Below are 23,301 nucleotides of genomic sequence, written 5' to 3'. Positions count from 1 at the left end.
CCGCGCGGCGCCGCGACGAACCCGGCACGCGGACCGCCGGGCGCCACTGCGCCACGGCGGACGCATTCAGTCCGCGAGCGGCTGTGGGCGCACCCGGAACCAGGCCGCATACAGGGCCGGCAGGAACACCAGGGTCAGCACCGTCCCGACGATCAGCCCGCCCATGATCGAGATCGCCATCGACCCGTAGAACGCGCTGCGCGACAGCGGGATCATCGCCAGCACCGCGGCCAGCGCGGTCAGCACGATCGGCCGGAAACGGCGCACCGTGGCATCGATGATCGCGTGCCAGCGGTCGTGCCCGGCGTCGATGTCCTGCTGGATCTGGTCCACAAGGATCACCGAGTTGCGCATGATCATGCCGGCCAGCGCGATGGTGCCCAGCAGCGCCACGAAACCGAACGGCACCCGGAAGATCAGCAGGAACAGGGTGGCGCCGATGATGCCCAGCGGCGCGGTGACCAGCACCATCGCCGCACGCGAGAAGCTGCGCAGCTGCAGCATCAGCAGGGTGACCACCACCGCCAGGAACAGCGGCATGCCGGCCTTGATCGAATCCTGCCCGCGCGCCGAATCCTCCACGGTGCCGCCCACCTCGAGCAGGTAGCCCTGCGGCAGGGCGGCACGGATGCCGTCCAGCGACGGCAGGATCTGCGCGGTGACCTCCGGCGGCAGCTTGCCGTCGGCGATGTCGGCGCGCACGGTGACGGTCGGCAGGCGGTCGCGGTGCCAGATGATGCCGTCCTCGAAGGCGTATTCCAGCCGCGCCACCTGCGACAGCGGCACCGCGGTGCCGCTGGGCGTGGGAATGGCCAGGCTCGCCAGCAGGTCCAGCTGCGCCCGCTCCTGCGCCGGCCCGCGCAGCAGCATGCCGATCTGGCGGTTGCCCTCGCGGTAGGTGCTCACCTCCATGCCCGACAGCGAGCTGCCCAGGAAGCGCGCGATCTGCGCGCTGCTCACGCCGAGCACGCGCGCACGCTCCTGGTCGACCACCAGCCGCACCACCTTGCTCGGTTCGGACCAGTTGAGGTTGACGTTGGCCACATGCGGATTGGCCCGCACCTGGTCGGCCACCTGGCGGGCGATGGCCTGCACCCGTGGCACATGCTCGCCGGACACGCGGAACTGCACCGGGTAGCCGACCGGTGGACCGTTCTCCAGCCGGGTCACCCGCAGCTGCACGTCGGCGAACTGCGGCACCACTTCGTCCAGCAGCCAGTCGCGCACCGCCTCGCGGGCATGGATGTCCTGCGCCAGCACCACGAACTGGGCGAAGTTGGTCGCCGGCAGCTGCTGGTCCAGCGGCAGGTAGAAGCGCGGCGACCCGCTGCCGACGTAGCCGACGTAGTTGGCGATGCCTTCGCGCTGCTGCAGCAGCGCCTCCAGCTTCCGCACCTGCGCCTGGGTCGCGGTCAGCGACGCGCCTTCGGCCAGCTCGATGTCCACCATCAGTTCGGGACGGGTCGAATCGGGGAAGAACTGCTGCGGCACGAAGCGGAACATCACCAGCGAGAACACGAACAGGGCCACGGTGCTGAAGATCACCAGCCAGCGCCGCCGCAGGCAGGCGTCCAGGAAGCGCCGGAACCGGCGGTAGAACGCGCTCTGGTAGGGGTCATGCCCGTGTTCGAGCTGCCGGGGCCGGACCAGGTTGGCCAGCGCCGGGTGGCGGTCCGCCCAGCGCAGGCGTGCCGCATGCCAGCGCGCGCCCAGGCTGCCCGGCCGCGGCGGCTGCGGGTTGTGCAGGTCCGGCAGCATCTTGTCGCCCAGGTAGGGGATGAACAGCACCGCGGCGATCCACGACACCACCAGGGCGATGGTCACCACCTGGAACAGCGAGCGGGTGTATTCGCCGGTACTGGACGCGGCGGTGGCGATGGGCAGGAAGCCGGCCGCGGTGATCAGGGTGCCGGTGAGCATCGGGAACGCGGTCGACTGCCAGGCGAAACTGGCCGCGCGCAGCCGGTCGTAGCCCTGCTCCATCTTGGTGGCCATCATCTCCACGGCGATGATCGCATCGTCCACCAGCAGCCCCAGCGCCAGCACCAGCGCGCCCAACGAGATCTTGTGCAGGCCGATGTCGAACTGGCGCATCACGAAGAAGGTCATCGCCAGCACCAGCGGGATCGACACCGCCACCACCAGCCCGGTGCGCCAGCCCAGCGAGAAGAAGCTCACCAGCAGTACGATCACCACCGCCTCGGTCAGCACCTTCACGAACTCGCCCACCGAGTCCTTCACCGTATGCGGCTGGTCGGAGACCTTGCGCAGCTGCATGCCGGCCGGCAACGTCTTCTGCAGCTCGGCGAACTCGTCGTCCAGCGCCTTGCCGAGCCGCAGGATGTCGCCGCCGCCCTTCATCGCCACCGCGATGCCGATGGCGTCCTCGCCCATGAAGCGCACCTTCGGCGAGGCAGGGTCGGCGAAACCGCGCTGGACCTCGGCGATCTCGCCGAGCCGCACGGTGCGGTCGCCGGCGCGGATCGGGAAGGCGGCGATGTCCTCGACCGACCGGAACGGGCCGCTCACCCGCAGCTGCACGCGGTCGCTGGGAGTCTCGAACCAGCTTGCCGGGACGATCGCGTTCTGGTCGGCCAGTGCCTGCTGCACCTGCTGCAGCGACACTCCCAGCGTGGCCAGCTTGGTGTTGGACAGCTCGATCCACACCTTCTCGTCCTGCAGGCCGAGCAGGTCCACCTTACCCACGTCCGGTACCCGCTGCAGCACCAGCTGGATGCGGTCGGCATAGTCGCGCATCAGCGCGTAGTCGAAGCCCTTGCCGGTCAGCGCATAGATGTTGCCGAAGGTGTCGCCGAACTCATCGTTGAAGAACGGGCCCACCACTTCGGCCGGCAGCTGCGCACGGATGTCGCCGACCTTCTTGCGCACCTGGTAGAACAGCTCGGGCACGTCCTTCGAGGGCATCGCGTCGCGGGCCATGAAGATCACCTGCGACTCGCCCGGGCGCGAATAGGACTGGATGAACTCGTACTGGCCGGTGTTCATCAGCGCCTTCTCGACCGGCTCGGTCACCTGGCGCGACACCTCTTCGGCGGTGGCGCCGGGCCACAGGGTCTGCACCACCATCGCCTTGAAGGTGAACGGCGGGTCTTCCGACTGGCCCAGGTGGCGATAGGACCAGGGGCCGATGAACGCCAGCGCGATCATCATGAACAGCACCAGCGGGCGGTTGCCCAGCGCCCACTCGGAGAGGTTGAAACGGCGCATGCCTCAGCCCTCCCCGCGCGCGGCGGGCGGTCGCCGGCCCGGCAGGACCGGCACCGCGGGCAGGCCGGCACCGGTCGCGCACCACCGAGCCGACACCCTCATCGCGGGGCCCCGTTCGACGCCGCCGGGGCGGGAGCCGCCACCGGCTGGTTGCTGCGGTCCACCGCCGCCACCGGCTGGCCTTCGCGCAGCAGGTGGCCGCCGGCCGCGACCACCCAGTCCCCGGCCGCCAGCCCGGACAGGACCGGCACCTGCTCGGCCCCGTAGGCACCCAGCCGGACCGCACGCAGGTGCACCGTGCCCTTGGCCGGGTCCAGTACCCATACCGCCGCCTGCTGCGGCGACGCGCCGGGCTGCACCGCCGCCAGCGGCACGCGCAGCGCACCGGTGCGCGGATGCGCGGCGAACACCCGGGCGCTCTGCCCCAGCTCCACCGCCTCCAGCGCCTCGTCGGCCAGGCTGACCCGCGCCGCATAGGTGCGTGCCTGGGCATCGGCCGCCGGTGCGATCTCGCGCAGCGTACCGGGCCAGCGCTTGCCCGGCCGGCTCCACAGCTCGACCTGCATCGCCTGGCCCACGGCGAAATCGCGGATGCTGCTTTCCGGCAGCGCGATGGCCACCTCGCGCGCGCCGTCGGCGGCCAGCGTGTAGATGGTCTGGCCCGCGGCGACCACCTGCCCCGCCTCGGCCTGGCGGCTGGCGATCACCCCGTCCTCCGGCGCGCGCAGCTGCGCGTACCCGGCCTGGTTGCGGGCGACGTCCAGATTGGAGCGGGCGGCATCGGCCTGCCCCTGCGCCGCCTTGAGCGCCGCGGTCTGCGCATCCAGTGCCGAGCGGCTCACCAACTGCTGCTCGGCCAGCGCCGCATAGCGCCGGTGGTCGTCGCGGGCACGCACCAGGTCGGCCTCGGCCGCAGCGTACTGGGCCTGCGATGCCCGCGCCTGCAGGGCGTAGTCGGCCACGTCCAGCTCGGCCAGCAGCTGGCCCTTCTTCACCCGCTGGCCGGCATCGACACTGCGCCGCAGCAGGTTGCCGCCGACCCGGAAGGACAGCGCGGCTTCCTCGCGCGCCCGCACTTCGCCGGGGTAGGCGGCCAGTGCCGCGCCCTCACCTTCGGGATGGACGACCAGGGCCGGGACCGCGGGGGCGGAGGCTGTTTCCGGTCCGCCGCAGGCGGCCAGTGCCGCCACCAGCAGGGAACCGCCAATCCATCGAACTGGGCTCATGGGTAAAGATCGCCTCGGGGGAGGAGGTAGGGGTATGGGCGTCCATACTGTACGAATCGGTATGGTATAAATATCGAACCCGCTGGTCTAGTATTGATCCATGTCCTCGCATCCTCGTCCCCGCACTCCCGGCAAGGCCACCGCGCGTGGTGCCGGTCCCGGCCGGCCCAAGGACCTGGGCAAGCGCGCGGCCATCCTGGAGACGGCCAAGGAGATGTTCATTGAGCTGGGTTTCAACGGCGTGAGCATGGACGGCATCGCGACCGGCGCGGGCGTTTCCAAGCTTACCGTCTACAGCCATTTCGGCGACAAGGAAACCCTGTTCACCGAGGCGATCCAGGCCAAATGCGTGGAAATGATGCCCGACGAACTGTTCGTGACCGACAGCGAAGGCCCGCTGCGCGAGCAGCTGCGGGGGATCGGCCACGCCTTCTTCACCCTGGTCAGCAGCGACGCGGCGATCGCCACCCAGCGCATGATGCTGACCCCGGAAACCGACGACCGGATCCGGCAGATGTTCTGGCAGGCCGGCCCGCAGCGCACCGAGACCGCGCTGGCCGAGTTCCTCGGCGCCCGCGTGGCGCGCGGCGAGCTGGCCATCGACGACCTGCCGCTGGCCGCCCGCCAGTTCTTCTGCCTGATCAAGGGCGAACTGCACGCGCACATGATGTGCGGGCTGTGCCCGGCACCGGCGCCCGGCGATGCCGCGGCCCATATCGACACCACCGTCGATTTCTTCATCCGCGCCTATGCACCGCGCGCGTAAGCTGAACGGACCGGAGGTCCGGATGACTTCCGGCACTGCGGCCGGTACGGGGGCGCGGCGATGCTTGCCACGCACCGGCGGCGCCAACAGGTAAAATGGCCGGCCCACTGCGCCGGATTGACGAGAACCATGACGATCGATTACTCCCACGCCCGCGAAATGATGGTCGAACAGCAGGTACGTCCCTGGGACGTGCTCGACCTGCGTGTGCTGGATGTCCTGGCGCGGCTGCCGCGCGAGGCCTTCGTGGCCGAATCGCACCGGGCCCTGGCCTATGCCGACACCGAGCTGCCGCTGGGGCATGGCCAGAAGATGATGAAGCCGGTCGTCGAAGGCCGCATGCTGCAGGCCCTGGACCTGCAGCCCGGCGAGGAAGTGCTGGAGATCGGCACCGGCAGCGGCTTCATCAGCGCCTGCCTGGGCGAGCTGGCACGCGAGGTGGTGAGCCTGGAGATCCAGCCCGAACTCGCCGCGCGCGCGCGCGCGAACCTGGACGCCGTCAAGCTGGGCGCGAATGTCCGCATCGAGGTCGCCGATGCGCTGCAGTGGCAGACCACGCGCCATTTCGATGCGGTCTGCGTCACCGCCGCGGTGGACACGCTGCCGACCCTGTTCCTCAATTGGCTGCGCCCGGGCGGCCGCCTGTTCGTCATCCGCGGCCAGTCCCCGGTGATGGAAGCGGTGCTGGTCAAGGCCGACGGCAGCACCGAATCCCTGTTCGAAACCGACGTCGATTACCTGCAGGGCGCCGCACCGGCGCCGCAGTTCCAATTCTGATCCGATACACCCAAGGAAGCCGCAATGATTCGCCGATCCCTCGCACTTGCGCTGGCTGTCTCCCTCTCGCCCCTGGCCGCCAACGCCGCCGACCTGCTGCAGGTCTACGAAATGGCCCGCAACGGCGACCCGCAGCTGGCCTACGCCGAGTCCAACCGGCTGTACACCAAGGAAGGCCAGGTGCAGGCGCGCGCGGCCCTGCTGCCCGCACTGGGCGGTGAGGCATCGCTGAACCGTACCCGCACCGAAGCGGACGGCGTCAGCGGTTCCACCACCAGCAAGCAGCGCCAGTACAGCGTCAGCGGTTCGCAGACGCTGTTCAACTGGACCCAGTTCGCCAACCTGCAGGCCCAGCGCGAAATCAGCAAGGCGGCGGATTTCGACCTCGAATCCGCCAACGACGACCTGATCGTGCGCACCGCCACCACCTACTTCAATGTCCTGGTGGCGATCGAATCGCTCAGCGCCGCACAGACCAACGAGGCGGCCGCGAAGAAGCAGTTCGACTATGCCGACAAGCGCCTGGAAGTCGGCCTGGCGCCGATCACCGACGTGCACGAAGCCCGCGCCCAGTACGACCAGGCGCGCGCCGACACGATCCTCGCCCGCAACACCCTGGCCGACGCCTACCAGGCGCTGAGCGAACTGACCGGCCAGCCGGTGCAGGGCCTGCGCAGCCTGCCGGAGGATTTCCGTCCGGAGCTGCCCGCCAACCGCGGCGACGTCGACCTGCTGGTCAACGAAGCGTTCACCCGCAATCCCGCGCTCAAGGCCCAGGAGCTGAAGGTCAGCGCCGCCGAATCCGGCATCTCCGCCGCGCGCGGCGGCCACTACCCGACCCTGTCGCTGGGCGGCCGCTGGGGCAAGAACGCCAACTGGGGCGACAGCATCGGCGCCTCGTCGGCCGGCCCCGACACCACCACCAATTCGATCGGCCTGACCCTGAACGTGCCGATCTTCGCCGGTGGCGCCACCCAGTCCGGGGTACGCCAGGCCCTGGCCCAGCGCGACATGGCCCAGGACGGCTACGAGCAGCAGAAGCGCGCCCTGGACCGCAACACCCGCAACGCCTACCAAGCGGTGGTCGCGGGCATCAGCGAAGTGGAAGCCCGCCGCCTGGCGGTGGTCTCCGCGCAGAGCGCCTACGACGCCTCGCAGGTCGGCCTGGAAGTCGGCACCCGGACCGTGCTGGACGTGGTGCAGAACCAGCGCACCCTGTTCCAGGCCCAGCTCTACTACGCGCAGGCCCGCTACAACTTCCTGCTCAACCGGCTGCAGCTGAGCCAGGCCATCGGCGGCCTGGACATCGCCGAGGTGCAGGACATCAACCGCCTGCTCACCCGCGACGCCGAAGCGCAGCTGGAGCCGGGCAGCGTGCAGTAATACCCGTCGCCACGCCGCGGCAGGGAAACGGAGAAGGCGGGCCGAGGCCCGCCTTCTCCGTTTCCGTCCCCCTCACTCACCGGCAACGGCGGCCCGCCTCCAGCGAGCGCACCGGATTCCTGCGGTGCCGGGCCATGCCCGGCGGAGCCGTTGGCGATGCACGCAACGGGAAGGCCCAGCGGGGCGAGGCCCCGCTCTACCCCGCAGCCGTCGGACGACACCCGGCGACACAGGGCGGGCACGACCCGACGGGGACGCTCCCCGGCTGTTTCGGCTCTACCCCCACCATCCAGCTCTGTAGCGCCGGGCCATGCCCGGCGGAGCCGTTGGCGACGCCCGCAACGGGAAGGCCCAGCGGGGCAGAGCCCCGCTCTACCCCGCTGCCGTCGGACGACACCCGGCGACACAGGACGGGCACGACCCGACGGGAACGCTCCCCGACTGCTTCGGCTCTACCCCGCCATCCGGCTCTGTAGCGCCGGGCCATGCCCGGCGGGGCCGTTGGCGATGCACACAACGGGAAGGCCCAGCGGGGCTAGGCCCCGCTCTACCCCGCTGCCGTCGGACGACACCCGGCGACACAGGGCGGGCACGACCCGACGGGAACGCACCCCCCGGCTGTTTCGGCTCTATCCCGCCATCCGGCTCTGTAGCGCCGGGCCATGCCCGGCGGGGCCGTTGGCGATGGCCCGCACCGGGAAAGCCCAGCGGGGCAAGGCCGCGCGTTACTCGGGGGCCGGCAGGCGCGGTCCGATCAGCGCCAGGATCCGCTCCAGCGCGCCGCGCCCGTCGGCCACCAGTTCCAGGCCGGCATCGACCATCCGCGCGCGCGCCGGGGCGTCCTCCAGCAAGTGGACCAGGGCGGCCCCCAGGTCGTCGGCGGTACGGCAGATCCGCAGCGCGCCGGCCTCGTTCATGCGCCGCGAGATCTCGGCGAAATTGTGCAGGTGCGGGCCGGTGATCACCGCCGCGCCCATCGCCGCCGGCTCGAGCAGGTTGTGCCCGCCGATCGGCTGCAGGCTGCCGCCGACGAAGGCCACCTGCGCGCAGGCGAAGAACGGAACCAGTTCGCCCAGGGTGTCGATCACGAAGGCCTGGGTGCCGGCCGCCGGCCACTGCGCGCCACTGCGGGTGGCCACCCGCCAGTCCTGCGCCTGTACCAGGGCTTCGACCTTGGCGAAGCGTTCCGGATGCCGCGGCGCCCACAGCAGCAGCGCATCCGGGAAGCGCTCCAGTAGCCGCGCGTGCAGCGCCACGACCGCCAGCTCCTCGCCTTCGTGCGTGCTCGCCGCGATCCACACCGTGCGCCCGGCAGGCACATGCGCATGGAACAGCGCCCGGATCTCGGAAGGATCCGGCGGATGGATGTCGAACTTCAGGTTACCGGCCACCTGGATCTGGTCCGCGCGCGCGCCGAGCAGGCCGAAGCGGCGTGCATCCTCGCGCGACTGCGCGGCGATGCAGGTCACCGTGCGCAGTGCGCGCCCCAGCAGCGGCCGGAGCAGCCGGTAGCCCTTCAACGAACGCGCCGAGAGCCGTGCATTGAGGATGTAGACCGGTATCCGCCGATCGCGGCAGCCGAACAGCAGGTTCGGCCACAGTTCGGTCTCCAGGATCAGCGCCAGGCTGGGCCGGAAATGGTCCAGGAAGCGTCCGACGCTGTCCGGCACGTCGTACGGCAGGTACACATGGTCCACCGCCTCGCCCCACAGGGCGCGCACCCGCTGCGAGCCGGTCGGGGTGATGGTGGTGATGACCCAGCGGATGTCCGGGCGCTGCCGGCGCAGCGCATCGACCACCGGCGCGGCCGCGTTGACCTCGCCCACCGAGACGGCATGCAGCCAGACACAGGGCCGGCGGCCGCTCTCCGGATACGACGCGTAGCGCTCGTCCCAGCGCTTGAAGTATTCGCGGACGCGGAAACCACGCCAGACCAGATGGTAGACGGTGATCGGCAGCAGCAGGTACAGCAGGGCCGAATACAGGCTCCGCAACAGCAGTTCGACGGGATCCTTGCGCATGCGCCCAAGGATACGGGCTGGCACCGGCGAAAGGCAGCGGGCGGCCGGCGCACGCACTTTCCCGCTTCACTTAGAATCCCCCCATGGCCGATACCCCCACCACCGCCACCCGCCCCTCGCTGTGGCACCCGCGGCACTGGCCGACGTTCGCCTGGCTGGCGCTGGCGGTACTCGGCGCGCGCCTGCCGTGGACGCTGCAGCGCGCCATCGGCCGCGGCATCGGCTGGCTGGCGCTGCACCTGGCGCGCTCGCGCCGGCATGCGGCGGAGGTGAACATCCGCCTGTGCTTCCCGGAACAGGACGCCGCCTGGCGGCAACGGCTGCTGCGCGACAGCTTCGATGCGCTGGGCGTGGGCATCTTCGAGTTCGCGCGGGCCTGGTGGGGCAGCATCGACCCGATCCGCCCGCAGGTCGAGGTGGAGGGTCTGGAGCACCTGCAGGCGCTGAAGGCGCAGGGACGCGGCGTGCTGCTGGTCTCGGGCCACTTCATGACCCTGGAGATGTGCGGCCGGCTGTTGTGCGACCACGCGCCGCTGGCCGGCATGTACCGCCGCTACCGCAACCCGGTTATGGAGTGGGCGGTCAAGCGCGGGCGCCTGCGCTACGCCGCCGCGATGTTCGCCAACGAGGACATCCGCGCCACCGTCCGCCACCTCAAGAAGGGCGGTTTCCTGTGGTATGCCCCCGACCAGGACATGCGCGGCAAGGATTCGGTGTTCGTGCCGTTCTTCGGCATGCCGGCCTCCACCATCACCGCGACCCACCAGTTCGCCCGCCTCACCGGCTGCGCGGTGGTGCCGTACTTCCACCGCCGCGAGGGCGGCCGCTATCTGCTGAAGATCGCGGCGCCGCTGCCGGATTTCCCGACCGAGGACGCCGTCGCCGACACCGCCCGCGTCAACACCGCGATCGAGGCGATGGTGCGCGAGGCGCCCGACCAGTACCTGTGGATCCACCGCCGCTTCAAGCGCCAGCCGGAAGGCCGCAGCCGCTTCTACGCACGCGGCGGCTGAGCCGGATCCCGCGCACGCAGCGCACCGGCGAACAGCGCCGCCAGCAACAGCGTCAGCCCGCCCCAGAAGGTGGAATAGAACGCGAGATGGGTGTTGAGCGGGAAGACCGTGACCGCCAGCGCCAGCGTCGCCGGACGCGCGCGGGCACGCGCCGCGGCATCGGCCCGGTGCCACGCCCGCCATGCCGCCAGCCCCCCCGCCAGCCACAGCAGCAGGCCGAGCAGGCCGGTCTCGGCCAGGATCTCCAGCACGATCTGGTGCGCATGCAGGGCCGGCCCGGCGCCCCAGGCACCCGGTCCGTCCTCCGCCGGACTGCAGGCGGGATAGGCTTCGCGGAAACCGCGTGCGCCGACCCCGGTAACCGGATGCGCGCGGACCATGCACACAGCCGCCGTCCAGATCCGGCCGCGCCCGGACAAGGCCGCGTCCACGCCGCCGGCATCGCCGTTGACGGCCAGCGCCGTGCGCGCGACCCGCTCGCGCACCTGGCTGGACACGCCCGCCAGCGCCGCCACCCCCAGCGCACCGCACAGCAGCAGCACCACCATCCAGCGGCTCCCCAGCAACCGCCACCCGCTGAACAGCAGGACCAGCGCATAGGTGATCCACGATGCCCGCGAACCGGCCAGGACCAGCACGCCGCCGACCGCCAACGCCGCCAGCAGCCAGCCCGTGCGGCCCCAGCGCCGGGCGACGGCGAACAGCAGGAACGGCGAAAGGCTGGCCAGCACCTGGCCGAACTTCAGGTTGCAGGGCCCGAACGCGCCGCTGAGCCGGTCCGCCGCCGCGGCCTCCGCGGCGCTGCACACGGCATGCCCATCGATCAGCACCTTCAGCCGGTCCATGGTCCAGAACAGCGGGCTGCCACCGGCCAGCGCCTGCAGCACCCCGTCCAGGGTCCAGAGGCCGGTGATCACCGCCAGGCCGGTGAACGTCGCCTGGCGCCGCGCATCGGTGGCCACCGCCGCGGCCGCCATCCACATGAAGGGCAGGTAGCGCACGCCGGCCAGCGCCTTGCGCCACGCCCGCGCCGGATCGACCGCCGCCGGCGCCGACAGCAGCTGGGGCAGCCAGTACGCCAGGAACAGGCCGCCGACCAGCGCCAGCGCAGGCGCCCCCGGCGCCATCACCGGCGCACCGCGCAGGCGGCCCTGCATCCGCTGCAGCGCCATCAGTCCGGCGCCCGCGAGCAGTACCGTCTCGGCCAGGCCCGGTGCCGGCCACAGCGCGACGAACGCGAGCACCGCGGCCGGCGTCCATCCGCCCGCGCGCTCCGGCGCCCGCGGCAAGGGCGCGTCAGCCGGCAAGTTCGGCATAGGTCTCCAGCGTCGCGCGCTGCATTGCATCCAGGGTATAGGGCAACAGGCGCGGCAGCGCCGGCGGCTGCAGCAGCAGGGCCCGTGCGCGGGCGGCCAGGGCATCGCGGTCGCCGTGGGCAACCGCGCCGGAAGGCTGCAGTTCTGCGAGCAGCTCGCCCACGCCGCCATGGTCCCAGCCCAGCACCGGACGGCCGCAGGCCAGGGCCTCCAGGACCGTGCGGCCGAAAGCCTCCGGCTTGTCCGACAGCTGCAGCACCAGGTCGCTGGCGGCGTAGGCCTGCGCCATCCGGGCGGTCGCCTCGGTCAGCGCCAGGCCCTCGCTCACGCCCAGTGCCCGCGCCTGGCGCTCGAGTTCACGGACATAGGCCTCGCGGCCGGGCGCACGTGCGCCGGGCATCCACAGGCGTGCGGCAACCCCCTGCCCGCGCAGGGCCGCCAACAGGTGCAGCGCATGGACATGGCCTTTCAGGCGGGTGCCGCGGCCCGGCAGCAGCAACAGCGGACCGGCACCGGCCAGCGCCGGATGCAGGGCCTCCACTGCCAGCCGCGGCCGCCGGTCGCCGGGACGGGCCCGCGGGAACTGCGCCAGGTCCACGCCGCGCGGGATCACCCGCAGGCGCTGCGCGTCGGTGTCCGGATAGTGCGCCAGCAGGTACTCGCGCACGGTCCTGGAGACGCAGATCACGCGCTCTCCGCCGGCCATGATGGCGCTGTAGCGCCCCGGCGAATTCAGCCCGTGCATGGTCGTCACCCAATGCGGGCGCCGCGCCTCCGGCAGCCCCCGCAGGGCATGCCAGCCGAGCCAGGCCGGCAGGCGCGAACGGGCGTGCACGATATCGGCCCCGAGCTCGGCGAACAGCCGCCGCAGGGTGGGTACATGCCGCAGGGTCAGCAGCGACTTGCGGCCGATGTCCAGGGTCAGGTGCTCGGCACCGCTGTCCAGCAGCGCCGGCACCATCCGCCCGCCCGCCGACACCACGACCGCACGGTGGCCCGCGGCCACCAGCGCCTGCGCGATCTCCACGGTCGAGCGCTCGACGCCGCCCGCATGCAGTGCCGGCAACAGTTGCAGCACTGTCAGGCGGCGCATCGCCGGCTCAGTCGGCCAGCACGAACACGGCGCCGCAGTACGGGCAGGCCGCCTCGCCGCTGGGCTCGTTCTCGATCGGCAGGTAGACCCGCGGATGCGAGTTCCACAGCGCCATCTCCGGCGTCGGGCAGCTCAACGGCAGGTCGGCGCGGTGAACGCTGTAACGCTTCTCGGTGTTGGCGGGCGCGGCGGTAGGGCTCATGGCGTCATTCACACAAGGGAAAATTCGGGACCGGCCAATTCTAGCAGCGCCGCGTGGAGGCACCAGCCACGGCGGGCATAGCCCCACCCCATGGGCATCGGCGTTTTTTTCAATGGTCGCAGCGGCCGCTGCTGCCTATGGTGGGAAGACGTCCGCCCCTACATCGGGCCTGCCGGGGAATCGCCATGCCGTCCATCGTCCGTCTCGCCGCCGCCCTCGCCCTGCTGGCCGGCCTGCCCTGCGGACAGGCCGCCACACTGCCGCCGGCGGACCTGGTGATCGCCGGCGGGCATGTCCACGACGGCAGCGGCGCGCCGGCCGTGGTCGGCGACGTGGTGATCGCCGGCGACCGGGTGATCGCGGTCGGTCCCGCGGCCGGCCGCCGCTACGCGGCCACGCGCACCATCGATGCCACCGGCAGGATCGTCGCGCCCGGTTTCATCGACCCGCACACCCATCCCTACACCTACCTGCGGTCGGCCGACGCCCGGATCCGCCGCAATGCGCCGTGGCAGTACCAGGGTGTGACCACCATCGCCCACGGCGTCGACGGCGGCGGCACCCCCGAGGTGGAACGCGAGCGCACCGCCTTCGAACAGGCCGGCATCGGCACCAACCTGGTGCCCTATGTCGGCTTCGGCCCGGTACGCCGTGCGGTGCTCGGGGACGCCGCGCGCGCGCCGGACGCCGACGAGCTGGCGCGCATGCGCGCCCTGGTGGCGCAGGGCATGTGCGAAGGCGCGTTCGGCTTCTCCACCGGCCTGTTCTATGCCCCGCAGCGCTTCGCCAGCCAGGCCGAGGTGGTCGCGCTGGCGCGCGAAGCCGCGCGCCGCGGCGGGCTGTACGACACCCACCAGCGCGACGAGTCCTCGTACGACATCGGCCTGCTCGCCTCCACCCGCGAGGCGCTGGCGATCGGCCGCGAGGCCGGGCTGCCGGTGCACATCGCCCACCTGAAAGCCCTGGGCAGCGACGTGCATGGCCAGGCGCCGGCGCTGGTGGCCCTGATCGAGCAGGCCCGCGCCGAGGGCCAGCGGGTCACCGCCGACCAGTACCCCTGGCTGGCGTCCAGCACCGGCATCACCGCCGCGCTGCTGCCCGGCTGGGCCGTGGACGGCGGCGACCGGGCACTGCTGCAACGCTTGCAGGCACCCGAGGCGCGCGCGCGCATCCGCGCCGCGATGGCCGACAACCTGCGCCGCCGCGGGGGCGCCGAGGCCCTGCTGCTGATTTCGGCCGGACAGGAATGGACCGGCAGGACCCTCGCACAGATGGCCGGGCAGTGGCGGATCGATCCGCTCGACGCCGCGCTGCGCATCATCGAGCACGGCATCCACCACCCCGGCCGCAGCGGCGCGGTCGCCTCGTTCAACATGGACGACGACGATGTGCAGCTGCTGATGCGCCAACCGTGGATGGTGACCAGCTCCGATGGCAGCGACGGCCATCCCCGCCAGTACGCCAGCTTCCCGCAGAAGTACCAGCGCTACGTGCGCGAACTCGGCGTACTGAGCACCGAGGCATTCATCCACCGCTCCACCGCATTGACCGCACGCATCCTCGGACTCGAACAACGCGGCGAACTGCAACCGGGTTTCTTCGCCGACGTGGTGGTGTTCGATCCGCGGCACTACCTGCCGCACGCCGACTACCTGCATCCGAGCGAGCTGTCCTCCGGCATCGCCCTGCTCGTGGTCAACGGCCGCATCGCCATCGAGGACGACGTGCAGACCGAGGTGTTGGCCGGACGCGTGCTGCGGCATTCGCCGCCGGCCGGCACCTGCCCCTGAAGCAATGCCGCAGCGGCGGCCGGACTCCGGCCGCTGCTCCGCGGCATGTACACGCATGCGCGTTCCGTCCCGCACGGTGCGTGGATTTTCCGTGCCCGCAGGACGCGTTGCACGCGCGCATCGCCATGTTTCCCGCGATAGCCACAAGCTATGCCTGACCAACGGAACGGAAAGTCAGCTCCCGTACATCCGTGGCTATCCTCGTGACAAGCGGATTTTCTCCGCGTCCATGCAAGGGGAAACGTCTGATGAAACCACAACCCGCTCTTTCCATCCTGAGCATCATGCTCGCGTCGGCCATCGCCATGGACGCCTCCGGCGCCGCCCAGGAGCAGGAGCAGGCGACGCCGGATTCCGACAGCGATGCGCAGCCCGCCTCCGCCACCACGCTCGACAGCGTGGTGGTGGTCGGCAGCCGCTTCGCCGGCAACAGCCAGACCGGCATGCTGCCGGTCAACACCGTCTCCGAAGAGGACATCCAGGCCACCGGCGCGGTATCCGGCGAGGACTTGCTGCAGAGCCTGCCGCAGGTCGGCGACATGATGTTCGACAACACCGACACCGCGTCCAACCTCAACGCCGCGCGCGGCGACGTGGGCTCGGTGAACCTGCGCAACCTCGGCACCGGCAACACCCTGCTGCTGGTCAACGGCCGGCGCATGGTCAACCACCCGGGCACCCAGACCGAGAACTACGTGCCGCGGCAGACCGCGAACATCAACGCCATCCCGCTGTACGGCGTGAAGCGCATGGAGACGCTGCTCGGCGGCGCCTCCGCGCTGTACGGTTCCGATGCGGTGGCCGGGGTGATGAACGTGGTGATGGACACCCACTTCCAGGGCCTGAAGGTCCAGGGCCAGTACGGCGGTTCGGAGGGTACGGACTTCCGCCAGGGCAACATCAACTTCAAGGCCGGACACTGGTTCAACGACGGCCGCACCCGCGTCACCGTGCTCGGCGGGCACACCTACCGCAGCGTGATGGAAGCGTCCGAGCGCGACTATTCGGCCAACCAGAACCACCTGGACTTCATGGTCGGCACGCCCTGGGAAGGCATGCCGGCGTTCGACGACCGCACCACCTCCAGCGCCTGGGGCGTGTTCCAGGCCCTCAACGGCCGCCAGGTCATGCAGAACGGCACGGCCATCACCAACAGCAGCGGCAGCTTCCACATCGAGCCGATCGCCAATGGCTGCGCCACCCGCCTCAACGACGATGTCTGCATCCAGAGCGGCGCGCAGAGCACCGCCATCGACCGCCCGCTGCGCTTCAACGCCAACTCGCAGCGTTACCTGATGGGCGGGCTGGACCGCAACAACCTGTTCAGCACCCTCGAACACGACCTGGACGACAACTTCGTCGCCTTCGGCGAGCTGAACTACTACGCGTCCCGCTACAAGGGCATGCGCGAACAGGCCGCCGCGCTCGCCGCCGCGCCGATCATCGTGCCGGCGTCCAACTACTGGAATCCGCTGGGTGCGAAGTACCTGGCCGACGGTTCGCTCAACCCCAACCGCCTGCCCGGGTTGGACATCGCCGATGAGGGCGTGGACCTGCGGCTCAGCAACTACCGCGCCACCGAGACCACGCGCCCGTACACGGTCGACGACGACTCCTACCGGGTCATGGCCGGCGTGCGCGGCATGCTGGGCGGCTTCGACTGGGAGAGCGCGGTGCTCTATTCGCGTGCCACCACCGTGGACACCCAGCACGGCTCGATCAGCAACACGCTGTTCTCCGAAGCCCTGGCGCGCAACGATCCCGGCGCCTACAACCCGTTCGGCGGCGGCAACCTGCTGGACTGGTCGGCACCGAGCACCGCCGCCAACGACCCGGCCACCATCGCCAGCTTCCTGGTGCCGGTGCGGCGCCGCGCCAGCGCCTCGCTGTTCCAGGTCGACACGCGCTTCACCCACGAACAGCTGTTCAGCCTGCCCGCCGGCGACGTGGGCCTGTCCTTCGGTGCCGAATGGCGGCGCGAATCGCTGAGCGACCGCCGCGACGGCCGCATGAACGGCCGCATCACCTACGCCAACCCGCTGACCGACGCTCCCACCTCCGATGTTCTCGGCGCCAGCCCGGCCGGGGACACCAGTGGCGACCGCAACGTGGCCTCGGCGTACGTGGAGTTCGCGCTGCCGCTGGTGAAGCCGGACATGGGCATTCCGCTGGTGCGCTCGCTGGACATGCAGATCGCCGGGCGCTGGGAGCACTATTCGGACTTCGGCGACGTCTCCAACCCCAAGGTCGCGCTGGCCTGGGATGTCGCCGACGGCTTCATGCTGCGCGGCAACTGGTCCACCAGCTTCCTCGCCCCCAACATCCTGCAGATGCACTCCGACGGCACCGTGGTCAGCAACACCCGGCTGGACTACTACCAGTGCGAGGCCGACATGCGCGCCGGACGCATCGCCAGCTTCAGCCAGTGCGGCAAGTCCTACAGCACCCAGGCGGTGCGCGAGGGCAACCTGGACCTGAAGCCGGAGACCTCCGACGCCTGGTCGGCCGGCATGGTCTTCCAGCCGCGCTTCCTTCCGCAGGCGGCCGGGCAGTTCACCTTCACCATGGACTACTGGTCCATCAAGCAGGAGGACATGATCGCCGTCACCGGCGAGCAGACCCACCTGGCACTGGACTACCTGCTGCGCATGCAGGGCTCGCACAACCCCAACGTCGTGCGTGATGCACCCGACGACGCCAAGCGGGACAACTTCGCCGGCACCGGGCTGGACCCGGTCGGCAACGTGCTGCAGCTGCGCGACCAGTACACCAACCGCCTGCCGCGGCGCACCCGCGGCGTCGACTTCGGCCTGTCCTGGCGCCTGCGCAGCGAGCGCTTCGGCCTGTTCAACGCCAGCCTCGACGCCAGCCGCCTGATCGAACAGACGCAGATGCCGTCGGACCTGGAGAACCTGATCGAGCAGGCGCAACAGTCGGGCCTGATCGACAGCGGTTTCACCATCCGCAGCGCCGGCAACCTGCTCGGCATCAACGGCACCCCGGAATGGCGCGCTTCGTTCAACGCCAGCTGGCGCTACCGCGACTGGAGCGTGGGCACCTTCGTGCGCCACGTCGGCGGGTTCGATTCCAGCGATGCGCAGCTGGCCGACGGCACCCTGTACCGGATCCCGTCCTGGACCACCACCAACCTGTGGCTGGAACGCCGCTTCGGCGAGACCGGCAACCTGGCGGCCAACAGCAGCGTACGCCTGACCGTGCGCAACATCGCCGACCGCGAACCGCACCTGTCCGGCCGCAGCCTGGGCTTCTACTCGTCGCTGCACAACGCCCTGGGGCGTGGCTACTACCTCACCCTGACCAAATCCTTCGACTGATTGAAGGACGCCAGCGGCCGTGCCTCCCATCCCGGGGATGCACGGCCGCCCCGGCCCCGCACCGGAGCCCCTGCGCTCCCGCCACGAACAGTGCCTGCACACGTACCGCACGCCACGTATCGGCGGCCACCGGCGAGTGCACGGCCCCATCCCGCCACCTGCACGGCTCTGCGAGCCCGCCCGCGCCGACCGGCGTGCGGGCCCACACCATCCGCGGCGCGGGCAGCGGGAGCATGACGTACTGAAAGGGAACCGGCCGGCGCCATCAGCCCGGACCGGCACGCAGCTGCAAGCCGCCGCACGGCCTCCTCCGGCACGCTCTCCCGCCCGGGGCCCCCAGTGCGGCCCCACATGGGCGCCGCCTCCCGCCTTTGCCCACCAACGCCGACTGGAAAGGCCGGCGCCGGCGGCCACCAGGCAGACCTTCATCGCCGGACGGCACACACCCCGCCCGCCGTCCGCGGCCATCCCGCAGGCGGCCACGGATACGACAAGGCCGGCATGACGCCGGCCTTGTCGCTGTCGATACCGAAGCCCCGGGTCAGCCGCCGCGCTCGCTGTCCATCTGCTTGCGGATCTGCGCATCCACCGCGGCGATCGCGCTCATGTTCAGGATCCGCCGCGAGGTCGCGCTGGTGGTCAGGATGTGCACCGGCTTGGCCACGCCCATCAGGATCGGCCCGATCGCCACGCCGTCGGTGAACACCCGCACCAGGTTGTAGGCGATGTTGGCCGCCTCCAGGTTCGGGAGCACGAACAGGTTGGCACGGCCCTGCAGGGTCGAGCCCGGCAGCAGCTTCTGCCGCAGCGCTTCGTCCCAGGCGGTGTCGCCCTGCATTTCGCCGTCCACGTTCAGGCGCGGATTGCGCTTGCGCAGCAGTTCGCGGACCTCGCGCATCTTCCGCGCATCCTTCGAATCGTGGCTGCCGAAGTTGGAGTGCGACAGCAGCGCCACCTTGGGCTCGATGCCGAACAGCTTCATGCGGTAGGCCGCCTGCAGGGTGGCTTCGCACAGCTGCTCGGCGGTCGGATCTTCCTGCACGTGGGTGTCGACGAAGAAGAACACGCCCTGCTGGTTGATCACGCCGGTCATGGCCGAGGTCGAGGTGACCCGCGGCTCCAGCGGCAGCACGCTGCGCACGTACCCGAGCTTCTTGTGGAAGCGGCCGACGACGCCGGTGAGCATGGCGTCGGCCTCGCCGCGGGCGACCATGACCGCGGCGATCAGGGTCGGACGCGAGCGCATCAGGTTCTTGGCCGCGGCCACGGTGACGCCACGGCGCCCGGTCAGCCCATGGTAGTACTGCCAGTACTCGTTGAAGCGCGGGTCGTCGTTGATGTTGGTGACTTCGATGTTGCCGCCGATCTTCAGCCGCAGGCCCAGGCGCGCGATGCGGGCCTCGATGACGTCCGGGCGGCCGATCAGGATCGGGTGCGCCAGGCCTTCATCGACCACGTTCTGCACCGCCTGCAGCACCACCTCTTCTTCGCCCTCGGCATAGACCACGCGCTGCTTGTCGGTGCGCGCGCGGTCGTACACCGGCTTCATCATCAGGCTGGTGCGGTAGACGAACTGCGCCAGCTTCTCGCGGTAGGCGGCCATGTCGGCGATCGGGCGGGTGGCCACGCCCGAATCCATCGCCGCCTGCGCGACCGCCGAGGACAGTTCCACCAGCAGGCGCCGGTCGAACGGGCGCGGGATCAGGTAGTCACGGCCGAAGCTCGGGGTCTCGCCGCCATAGGCGGCTCCCAGGTCGGAGGCCTCCTTGCGGGCCAGCGCCGCGATGGCGCGCACGCAGGCGACCTTCATGGCTTCGTTGATGCCGGTGGCGCCGACGTCCAGCGCGCCGCGGAACAGGTAGGGGAAGCACAGCGCGTTGTTGACCTGGTTCGGGTAGTCCGACCGGCCGGTGCCGATGATCGCGTCCGGACGGGCGCCGCGCGCCACTTCCGGCATGATCTCCGGGGTCGGGTTGGCCAGGGCGAAGATCACCGGATCCTTGGCCATGGTCTTGACCATGTCGGCGGTGAGGATGCCCGGGGCCGACAGGCCCAGGAAGATGTCGGCACCCTCGACGATCTCCGCCAGCGTGCGCTTGTCGGTCTCGCGCGCATAGCGCGCCTTCTCCGGGTCCAGGCCGGGGCGGCCCTTGTAGATCACGCCGTCGCGGTCGAACGCCATCACGTTCTCCGGCTTGACGCCCAGCTCCACCAGCATGTTCACGCAGGAGATGCCGGCCGCGCCCATGCCGGTGGTGGCGACCTTGACCTCGCCGATCTTCTTGCCGGTGATGTCCAGCGCGTTGAGGATCGCGGCGCCGGCGATGATCGCGGTGCCGTGCTGGTCGTCATGGAACACCGGGATGTTCATGCGCTCGCGCAGTTTGCGCTCGACCACGAAGCATTCCGGTGCCTTGATGTCTTCCAGGTTGATGCCGCCGAAGGTCGGTTCCAGCGACGCGATGGTCTCCACCAGCTTGTCCGGATCGCTTTCGTCCACCTCGATGTCGAACACGTCGATGCCGGCGAACTTCTGGAACAGCACACCCTTGCCTTCCATCACCGGCTTGCTCGCCAGCGGGCCGATGTTGCCCAGGCCCAGCACGGCGCTGCCGTTGCTGATCACCGCCACGAGGTTGCCGCGCGCGGTCAGCTCGCTGGCTGTCGCCGGGTCGGCCACGATGGATTCGCAGGCATACGCCACGCCCGGCGAGTAGGCCAGCGCCAGATCGCGCTGGGTCAGCATCGGCTTGGTCGCCACGACCTTGATCTTTCCCGGCGGGGACAACCGGTGGTAATCGAGGGCGGCCTGCTTGAAATCTTCGTTGGACATCGACGTAGGGACATGAATGGGCGGGGGAACGACCGATGATACCCCCGTTGGGTCGCCTGGACCTGTCGTTTTCCTGTCGGAATGATGCTGCAACCGCACATTTCCAGGCGATTGCCAAGCCCCCGATGGAACGTGCCGCGCTCCCCTCTCCCTGCCGTGTCCCGGCATCCGCGACGAGGCGCGGCCGCGCCGCGGCGATGCTCAGTGCAGCTGCAGGGTCACCGTGGTCCCGCGGCCGAGCGTGCTCTGCAACTGGATCTTCCAGCCAAAGCGCTCGCACAGCCGATAGACGATCGGCATGCCCAGACCGTGCCCCTTGCGGCGTTCCGGCTCGACCCGGAAGAACGGCTCGAAGATGCGCGCGAGCGCCTCCTGCGACATGCCGATGCCGGTATCGGCGACGACCAGCCGGTCGGCCTCGACGGTGACGTCCACCCTGCCCGCCTCGGTGTAGTTGCAGGCATTGCGCAGCAGGTTGCCGATCACCACATGCAGCACCTGCGGTGGTACCCGCAACGGGCAGGGCGCGGCGACGTGCACCTCCAGTTCGACCGGACGGCCGGCCAGGCTGGCGGCGGCGCTGAGCGCTTCGTAGCGGACCACGTCGGCCACCTCGATCCATTCGGCCTGCGGCTCGATGTTCGCCTCGCGGGCAAGGATCAGCAGTGCGTCGATCAGCGCCTCCATGTCCTGGCCGGCGCGCTGGATGCGCTGCAGGCTGCGCTGCAGCCCCGGGGTCAGCGCCTGCGACGCCAGCGCCATGTCGCTGGCCATGCGGATCACGGTCAGCGGCGTGCGCAGTTCATGGCTGGCGTCGCGGGTGAAGTTGCGTTCGCGCGCGACATGGTCGCCGATGCGCCCGGCCATCCCGCGCAGCGCCGCGGCCAGCTGCCGCACTTCGCCCTGCACGTCGGGCGGCAGGCGCTCCGGCGACAGTTCGCTGGCGTCCGGATACAGCGGGTCCCACTGCGACACCCGCCGTGCCAGCCAGTTCACCGGCGACACCGCGCGGTGCGAGACCCGGTAGGTCACCCAGGACGCCCCGTAGACCGCCAGCAGCACCAGCAGAACCGGCACCAGCCCGAACCACAGCGCCATCCGTTGCGCCTGCGAGCGCAGGAACACCAGGTACAGCCGCCCCGCGGGCTGCTCGTCCACCAGCACCAGCTGGTCGGAAGCCCCCATCTCGTGGAAGCCCGGCGCCAGCCCGCGCAGGTTCCGCGGCAGGCTCATCGGCGAACTGCCGCTCTCCAGCAGGTAGCCGCGGATCATGGCGGTGTTGGGCGGCGGCTGCACCGGCGACGCCGCATGCAGCTCCCAGAAATGCGCCGCCTCCTCTTCGAGCACCGCGTTGACCAGGCCGAACTTGATCACCAGCAGCACCAGATAGCCGCCCAGCAACAGCGCAAGGCTGGCAAGCAGCGCCTGCAGCATGAAAGCGGTCCTGATCTTGCGCGGCAAACCGTGCAGCATTGGAAGCCCGTCGTCGGTCCTGTGCTGTTAGGGGAAGCGCGCCGGGGAACAGGCCACCGGATGCCGGCTCCCATCGCGGCAGGGCGCGCGCCAGGACATCCTCAGCCCATCGGCTGGGCGATGTCGGCGATCCGGTAGCCGGCGCTCTGCACGGTATGCAGCAGGGGCCGATCGAAGGGCTTGTCGATGATCTTGCGCAGGTTGTACAGATGGCTGCGCAGGGTATCGGAGTCGGGCAGGCCGTTGCCCCAGATCTCGCGCTCGATCTCCTGCCGGGTCACCACCCGCGGCGACTCACGCATCAGGATGGTGAGCAGGCGCAGGCCGATCGGCGAAAGCTGCAGCTCGGTACCGGCACGGGTCGCGCGCATGCTCACCGGATCCAGCACCAGGTCGGCGACCTTCAGCACCTCCGCGCCGACCTGCCGGCGCTCGCGGCGGATCAGCGCGCGCAGCCGTGCTTCCAGTTCCTGGATGGCGAACGGCTTGGTCAGGTAGTCGTCGGCACCGAAGCCCAGCCCGGTGAGCTTGTCGTCGAGCGTGTCGCGCGCGGTCAGCATCAGCACCGGCGTGGACTTGCGCGCCTCGTTGCGCAGCCGGCGGCAGACCTCGATGCCGTCCAGTCGCGGCAGCATGAGATCGAGCACCACCACGTCATAGCTGTTCTCAGCCGCCAGGCGATAGCCGTCCAGCCCATCGCAGGCGTAGTCCACCTCGAACCCTTTGCCTTCCAGGTACTCGCCGATCATCTCGGAAATGTTGCGGTTGTCCTCGACGACCAGCACGAGTCCGGACGATTCCTTTGTCTGTCGCATGGAGCCTCCACGTTCTTCAGCTTTGTGAAA

Annotated in this window: 15 protein-coding genes; 6 read left to right on the top strand and 9 right to left on the bottom strand. The window is 70.3% G+C overall.

Going from position 1 to position 23,301, the window contains the following annotated elements:
- Nucleotides 1-66: 66 nt before the first annotated feature.
- Entirely contained in the window at nt 67-3,228 is a 3,162-nt protein-coding gene (locus K5L01_RS13575; RefSeq protein WP_250065136.1) for an efflux RND transporter permease subunit, read from the bottom strand.
- A 98-nt stretch (nt 3,229-3,326) separates the two neighbouring features.
- Nucleotides 3,327-4,454, bottom strand: coding sequence for an efflux RND transporter periplasmic adaptor subunit (locus tag K5L01_RS13570; protein WP_250065135.1), 1,128 nt, complete (start codon nt 4,452-4,454; stop codon nt 3,327-3,329).
- A 100-nt stretch (nt 4,455-4,554) separates the two neighbouring features.
- Here K5L01_RS13570 and K5L01_RS13565 point away from each other — a divergent pair, with 100 nt between their 5' ends.
- The 3 genes from K5L01_RS13565 to K5L01_RS13555 all read left to right on the top strand — a co-directional run bounded on the left by K5L01_RS13565 (nt 4,555) and on the right by K5L01_RS13555 (nt 7,380).
- The gene (locus K5L01_RS13565; protein ID WP_250065134.1) at nt 4,555-5,220 is read left to right on the top strand and encodes a TetR/AcrR family transcriptional regulator; all 666 of its coding nucleotides are present in this window, start codon (nt 4,555-4,557) and stop codon (nt 5,218-5,220) included.
- 129 nt (nt 5,221-5,349) lie between these two features.
- Nucleotides 5,350-5,997, top strand: a complete 648-nt coding sequence (locus K5L01_RS13560) for a protein-L-isoaspartate O-methyltransferase family protein (RefSeq protein ID WP_250065133.1) — start codon at nt 5,350-5,352, stop codon at nt 5,995-5,997.
- A gap of 24 nt (nt 5,998-6,021) precedes the next feature.
- Nucleotides 6,022-7,380, top strand: a complete 1,359-nt coding sequence (locus K5L01_RS13555; protein ID WP_250065132.1) for a TolC family outer membrane protein — start codon at nt 6,022-6,024, stop codon at nt 7,378-7,380.
- A gap of 725 nt (nt 7,381-8,105) precedes the next feature.
- Here the strand turns inward: K5L01_RS13555 and waaA are convergent.
- The gene (gene waaA, locus K5L01_RS13550) at nt 8,106-9,401 is read right to left on the bottom strand and encodes a lipid IV(A) 3-deoxy-D-manno-octulosonic acid transferase (protein WP_250065131.1); all 1,296 of its coding nucleotides are present in this window, start codon (nt 9,399-9,401) and stop codon (nt 8,106-8,108) included.
- A gap of 83 nt (nt 9,402-9,484) precedes the next feature.
- On the opposite strand from waaA, the gene K5L01_RS13545 reads away from it, so the two are divergent.
- Nucleotides 9,485-10,414: an LpxL/LpxP family Kdo(2)-lipid IV(A) lauroyl/palmitoleoyl acyltransferase gene (locus tag K5L01_RS13545; RefSeq protein WP_250065130.1), complete on the top strand. Its 930-nt coding sequence runs from the start codon at nt 9,485-9,487 to the stop codon at nt 10,412-10,414.
- On the opposite strand, the gene K5L01_RS13540 is transcribed toward K5L01_RS13545, so the two are convergent.
- From K5L01_RS13540 to K5L01_RS13530, 3 genes are read right to left on the bottom strand one after another with little or no spacing between them, the layout of a single operon-like run.
- Nucleotides 10,396-11,730 (bottom strand): O-antigen ligase family protein, encoded by a 1,335-nt coding sequence (locus K5L01_RS13540; RefSeq protein ID WP_250065129.1) that lies wholly within the window; start codon nt 11,728-11,730, stop codon nt 10,396-10,398. The genes K5L01_RS13545 and K5L01_RS13540 overlap by 19 nt on opposite strands.
- Nucleotides 11,711-12,823 (bottom strand): glycosyltransferase, encoded by a 1,113-nt coding sequence (locus K5L01_RS13535; protein ID WP_250065128.1) that lies wholly within the window; start codon nt 12,821-12,823, stop codon nt 11,711-11,713. Before K5L01_RS13535 ends, K5L01_RS13540 begins: the two co-directional genes overlap by 20 nt.
- Before the next feature lie 7 nt (nt 12,824-12,830).
- A complete protein-coding gene (locus K5L01_RS13530) occupies nt 12,831-13,025 on the bottom strand; it encodes a zinc-finger domain-containing protein (protein WP_250065127.1) in 195 nt (64 codons plus the stop codon).
- A gap of 185 nt (nt 13,026-13,210) precedes the next feature.
- Here K5L01_RS13530 and K5L01_RS13525 point away from each other — a divergent pair, with 185 nt between their 5' ends.
- Nucleotides 13,211-14,815 (top strand): N-acyl-D-amino-acid deacylase family protein, encoded by a 1,605-nt coding sequence (locus K5L01_RS13525; protein ID WP_250065126.1) that lies wholly within the window; start codon nt 13,211-13,213, stop codon nt 14,813-14,815.
- Nucleotides 14,816-15,063: 248 nt separating this feature from the next.
- Nucleotides 15,064-18,150, top strand: a complete 3,087-nt coding sequence (locus K5L01_RS13520; protein ID WP_250065125.1) for a TonB-dependent receptor plug domain-containing protein — start codon at nt 15,064-15,066, stop codon at nt 18,148-18,150.
- A gap of 541 nt (nt 18,151-18,691) precedes the next feature.
- Here K5L01_RS13520 and K5L01_RS13515 read toward each other — a convergent pair.
- From K5L01_RS13515 to K5L01_RS13505, 3 genes are all read right to left on the bottom strand, one after another.
- Complete coding sequence (locus K5L01_RS13515; RefSeq protein ID WP_250065124.1) at nt 18,692-20,983, bottom strand: NADP-dependent malic enzyme; 2,292 nt, start codon at nt 20,981-20,983, stop codon at nt 18,692-18,694.
- A 201-nt stretch (nt 20,984-21,184) separates the two neighbouring features.
- Nucleotides 21,185-22,456: a sensor histidine kinase gene (locus K5L01_RS13510; RefSeq protein ID WP_250065123.1), complete on the bottom strand. Its 1,272-nt coding sequence runs from the start codon at nt 22,454-22,456 to the stop codon at nt 21,185-21,187.
- A gap of 101 nt (nt 22,457-22,557) precedes the next feature.
- Nucleotides 22,558-23,271, bottom strand: coding sequence for a response regulator transcription factor (locus K5L01_RS13505; protein ID WP_250065122.1), 714 nt, complete (start codon nt 23,269-23,271; stop codon nt 22,558-22,560).
- Between the last annotated feature and the right edge of the window lie 30 nt (nt 23,272-23,301).

Source organism: Stenotrophomonas mori (assembly GCF_023556335.1).
Taxonomy (GTDB): domain Bacteria; phylum Pseudomonadota; class Gammaproteobacteria; order Xanthomonadales; family Xanthomonadaceae; genus Stenotrophomonas; species Stenotrophomonas mori.
This window is presented reverse-complemented; position numbering and strand designations above follow the sequence as displayed.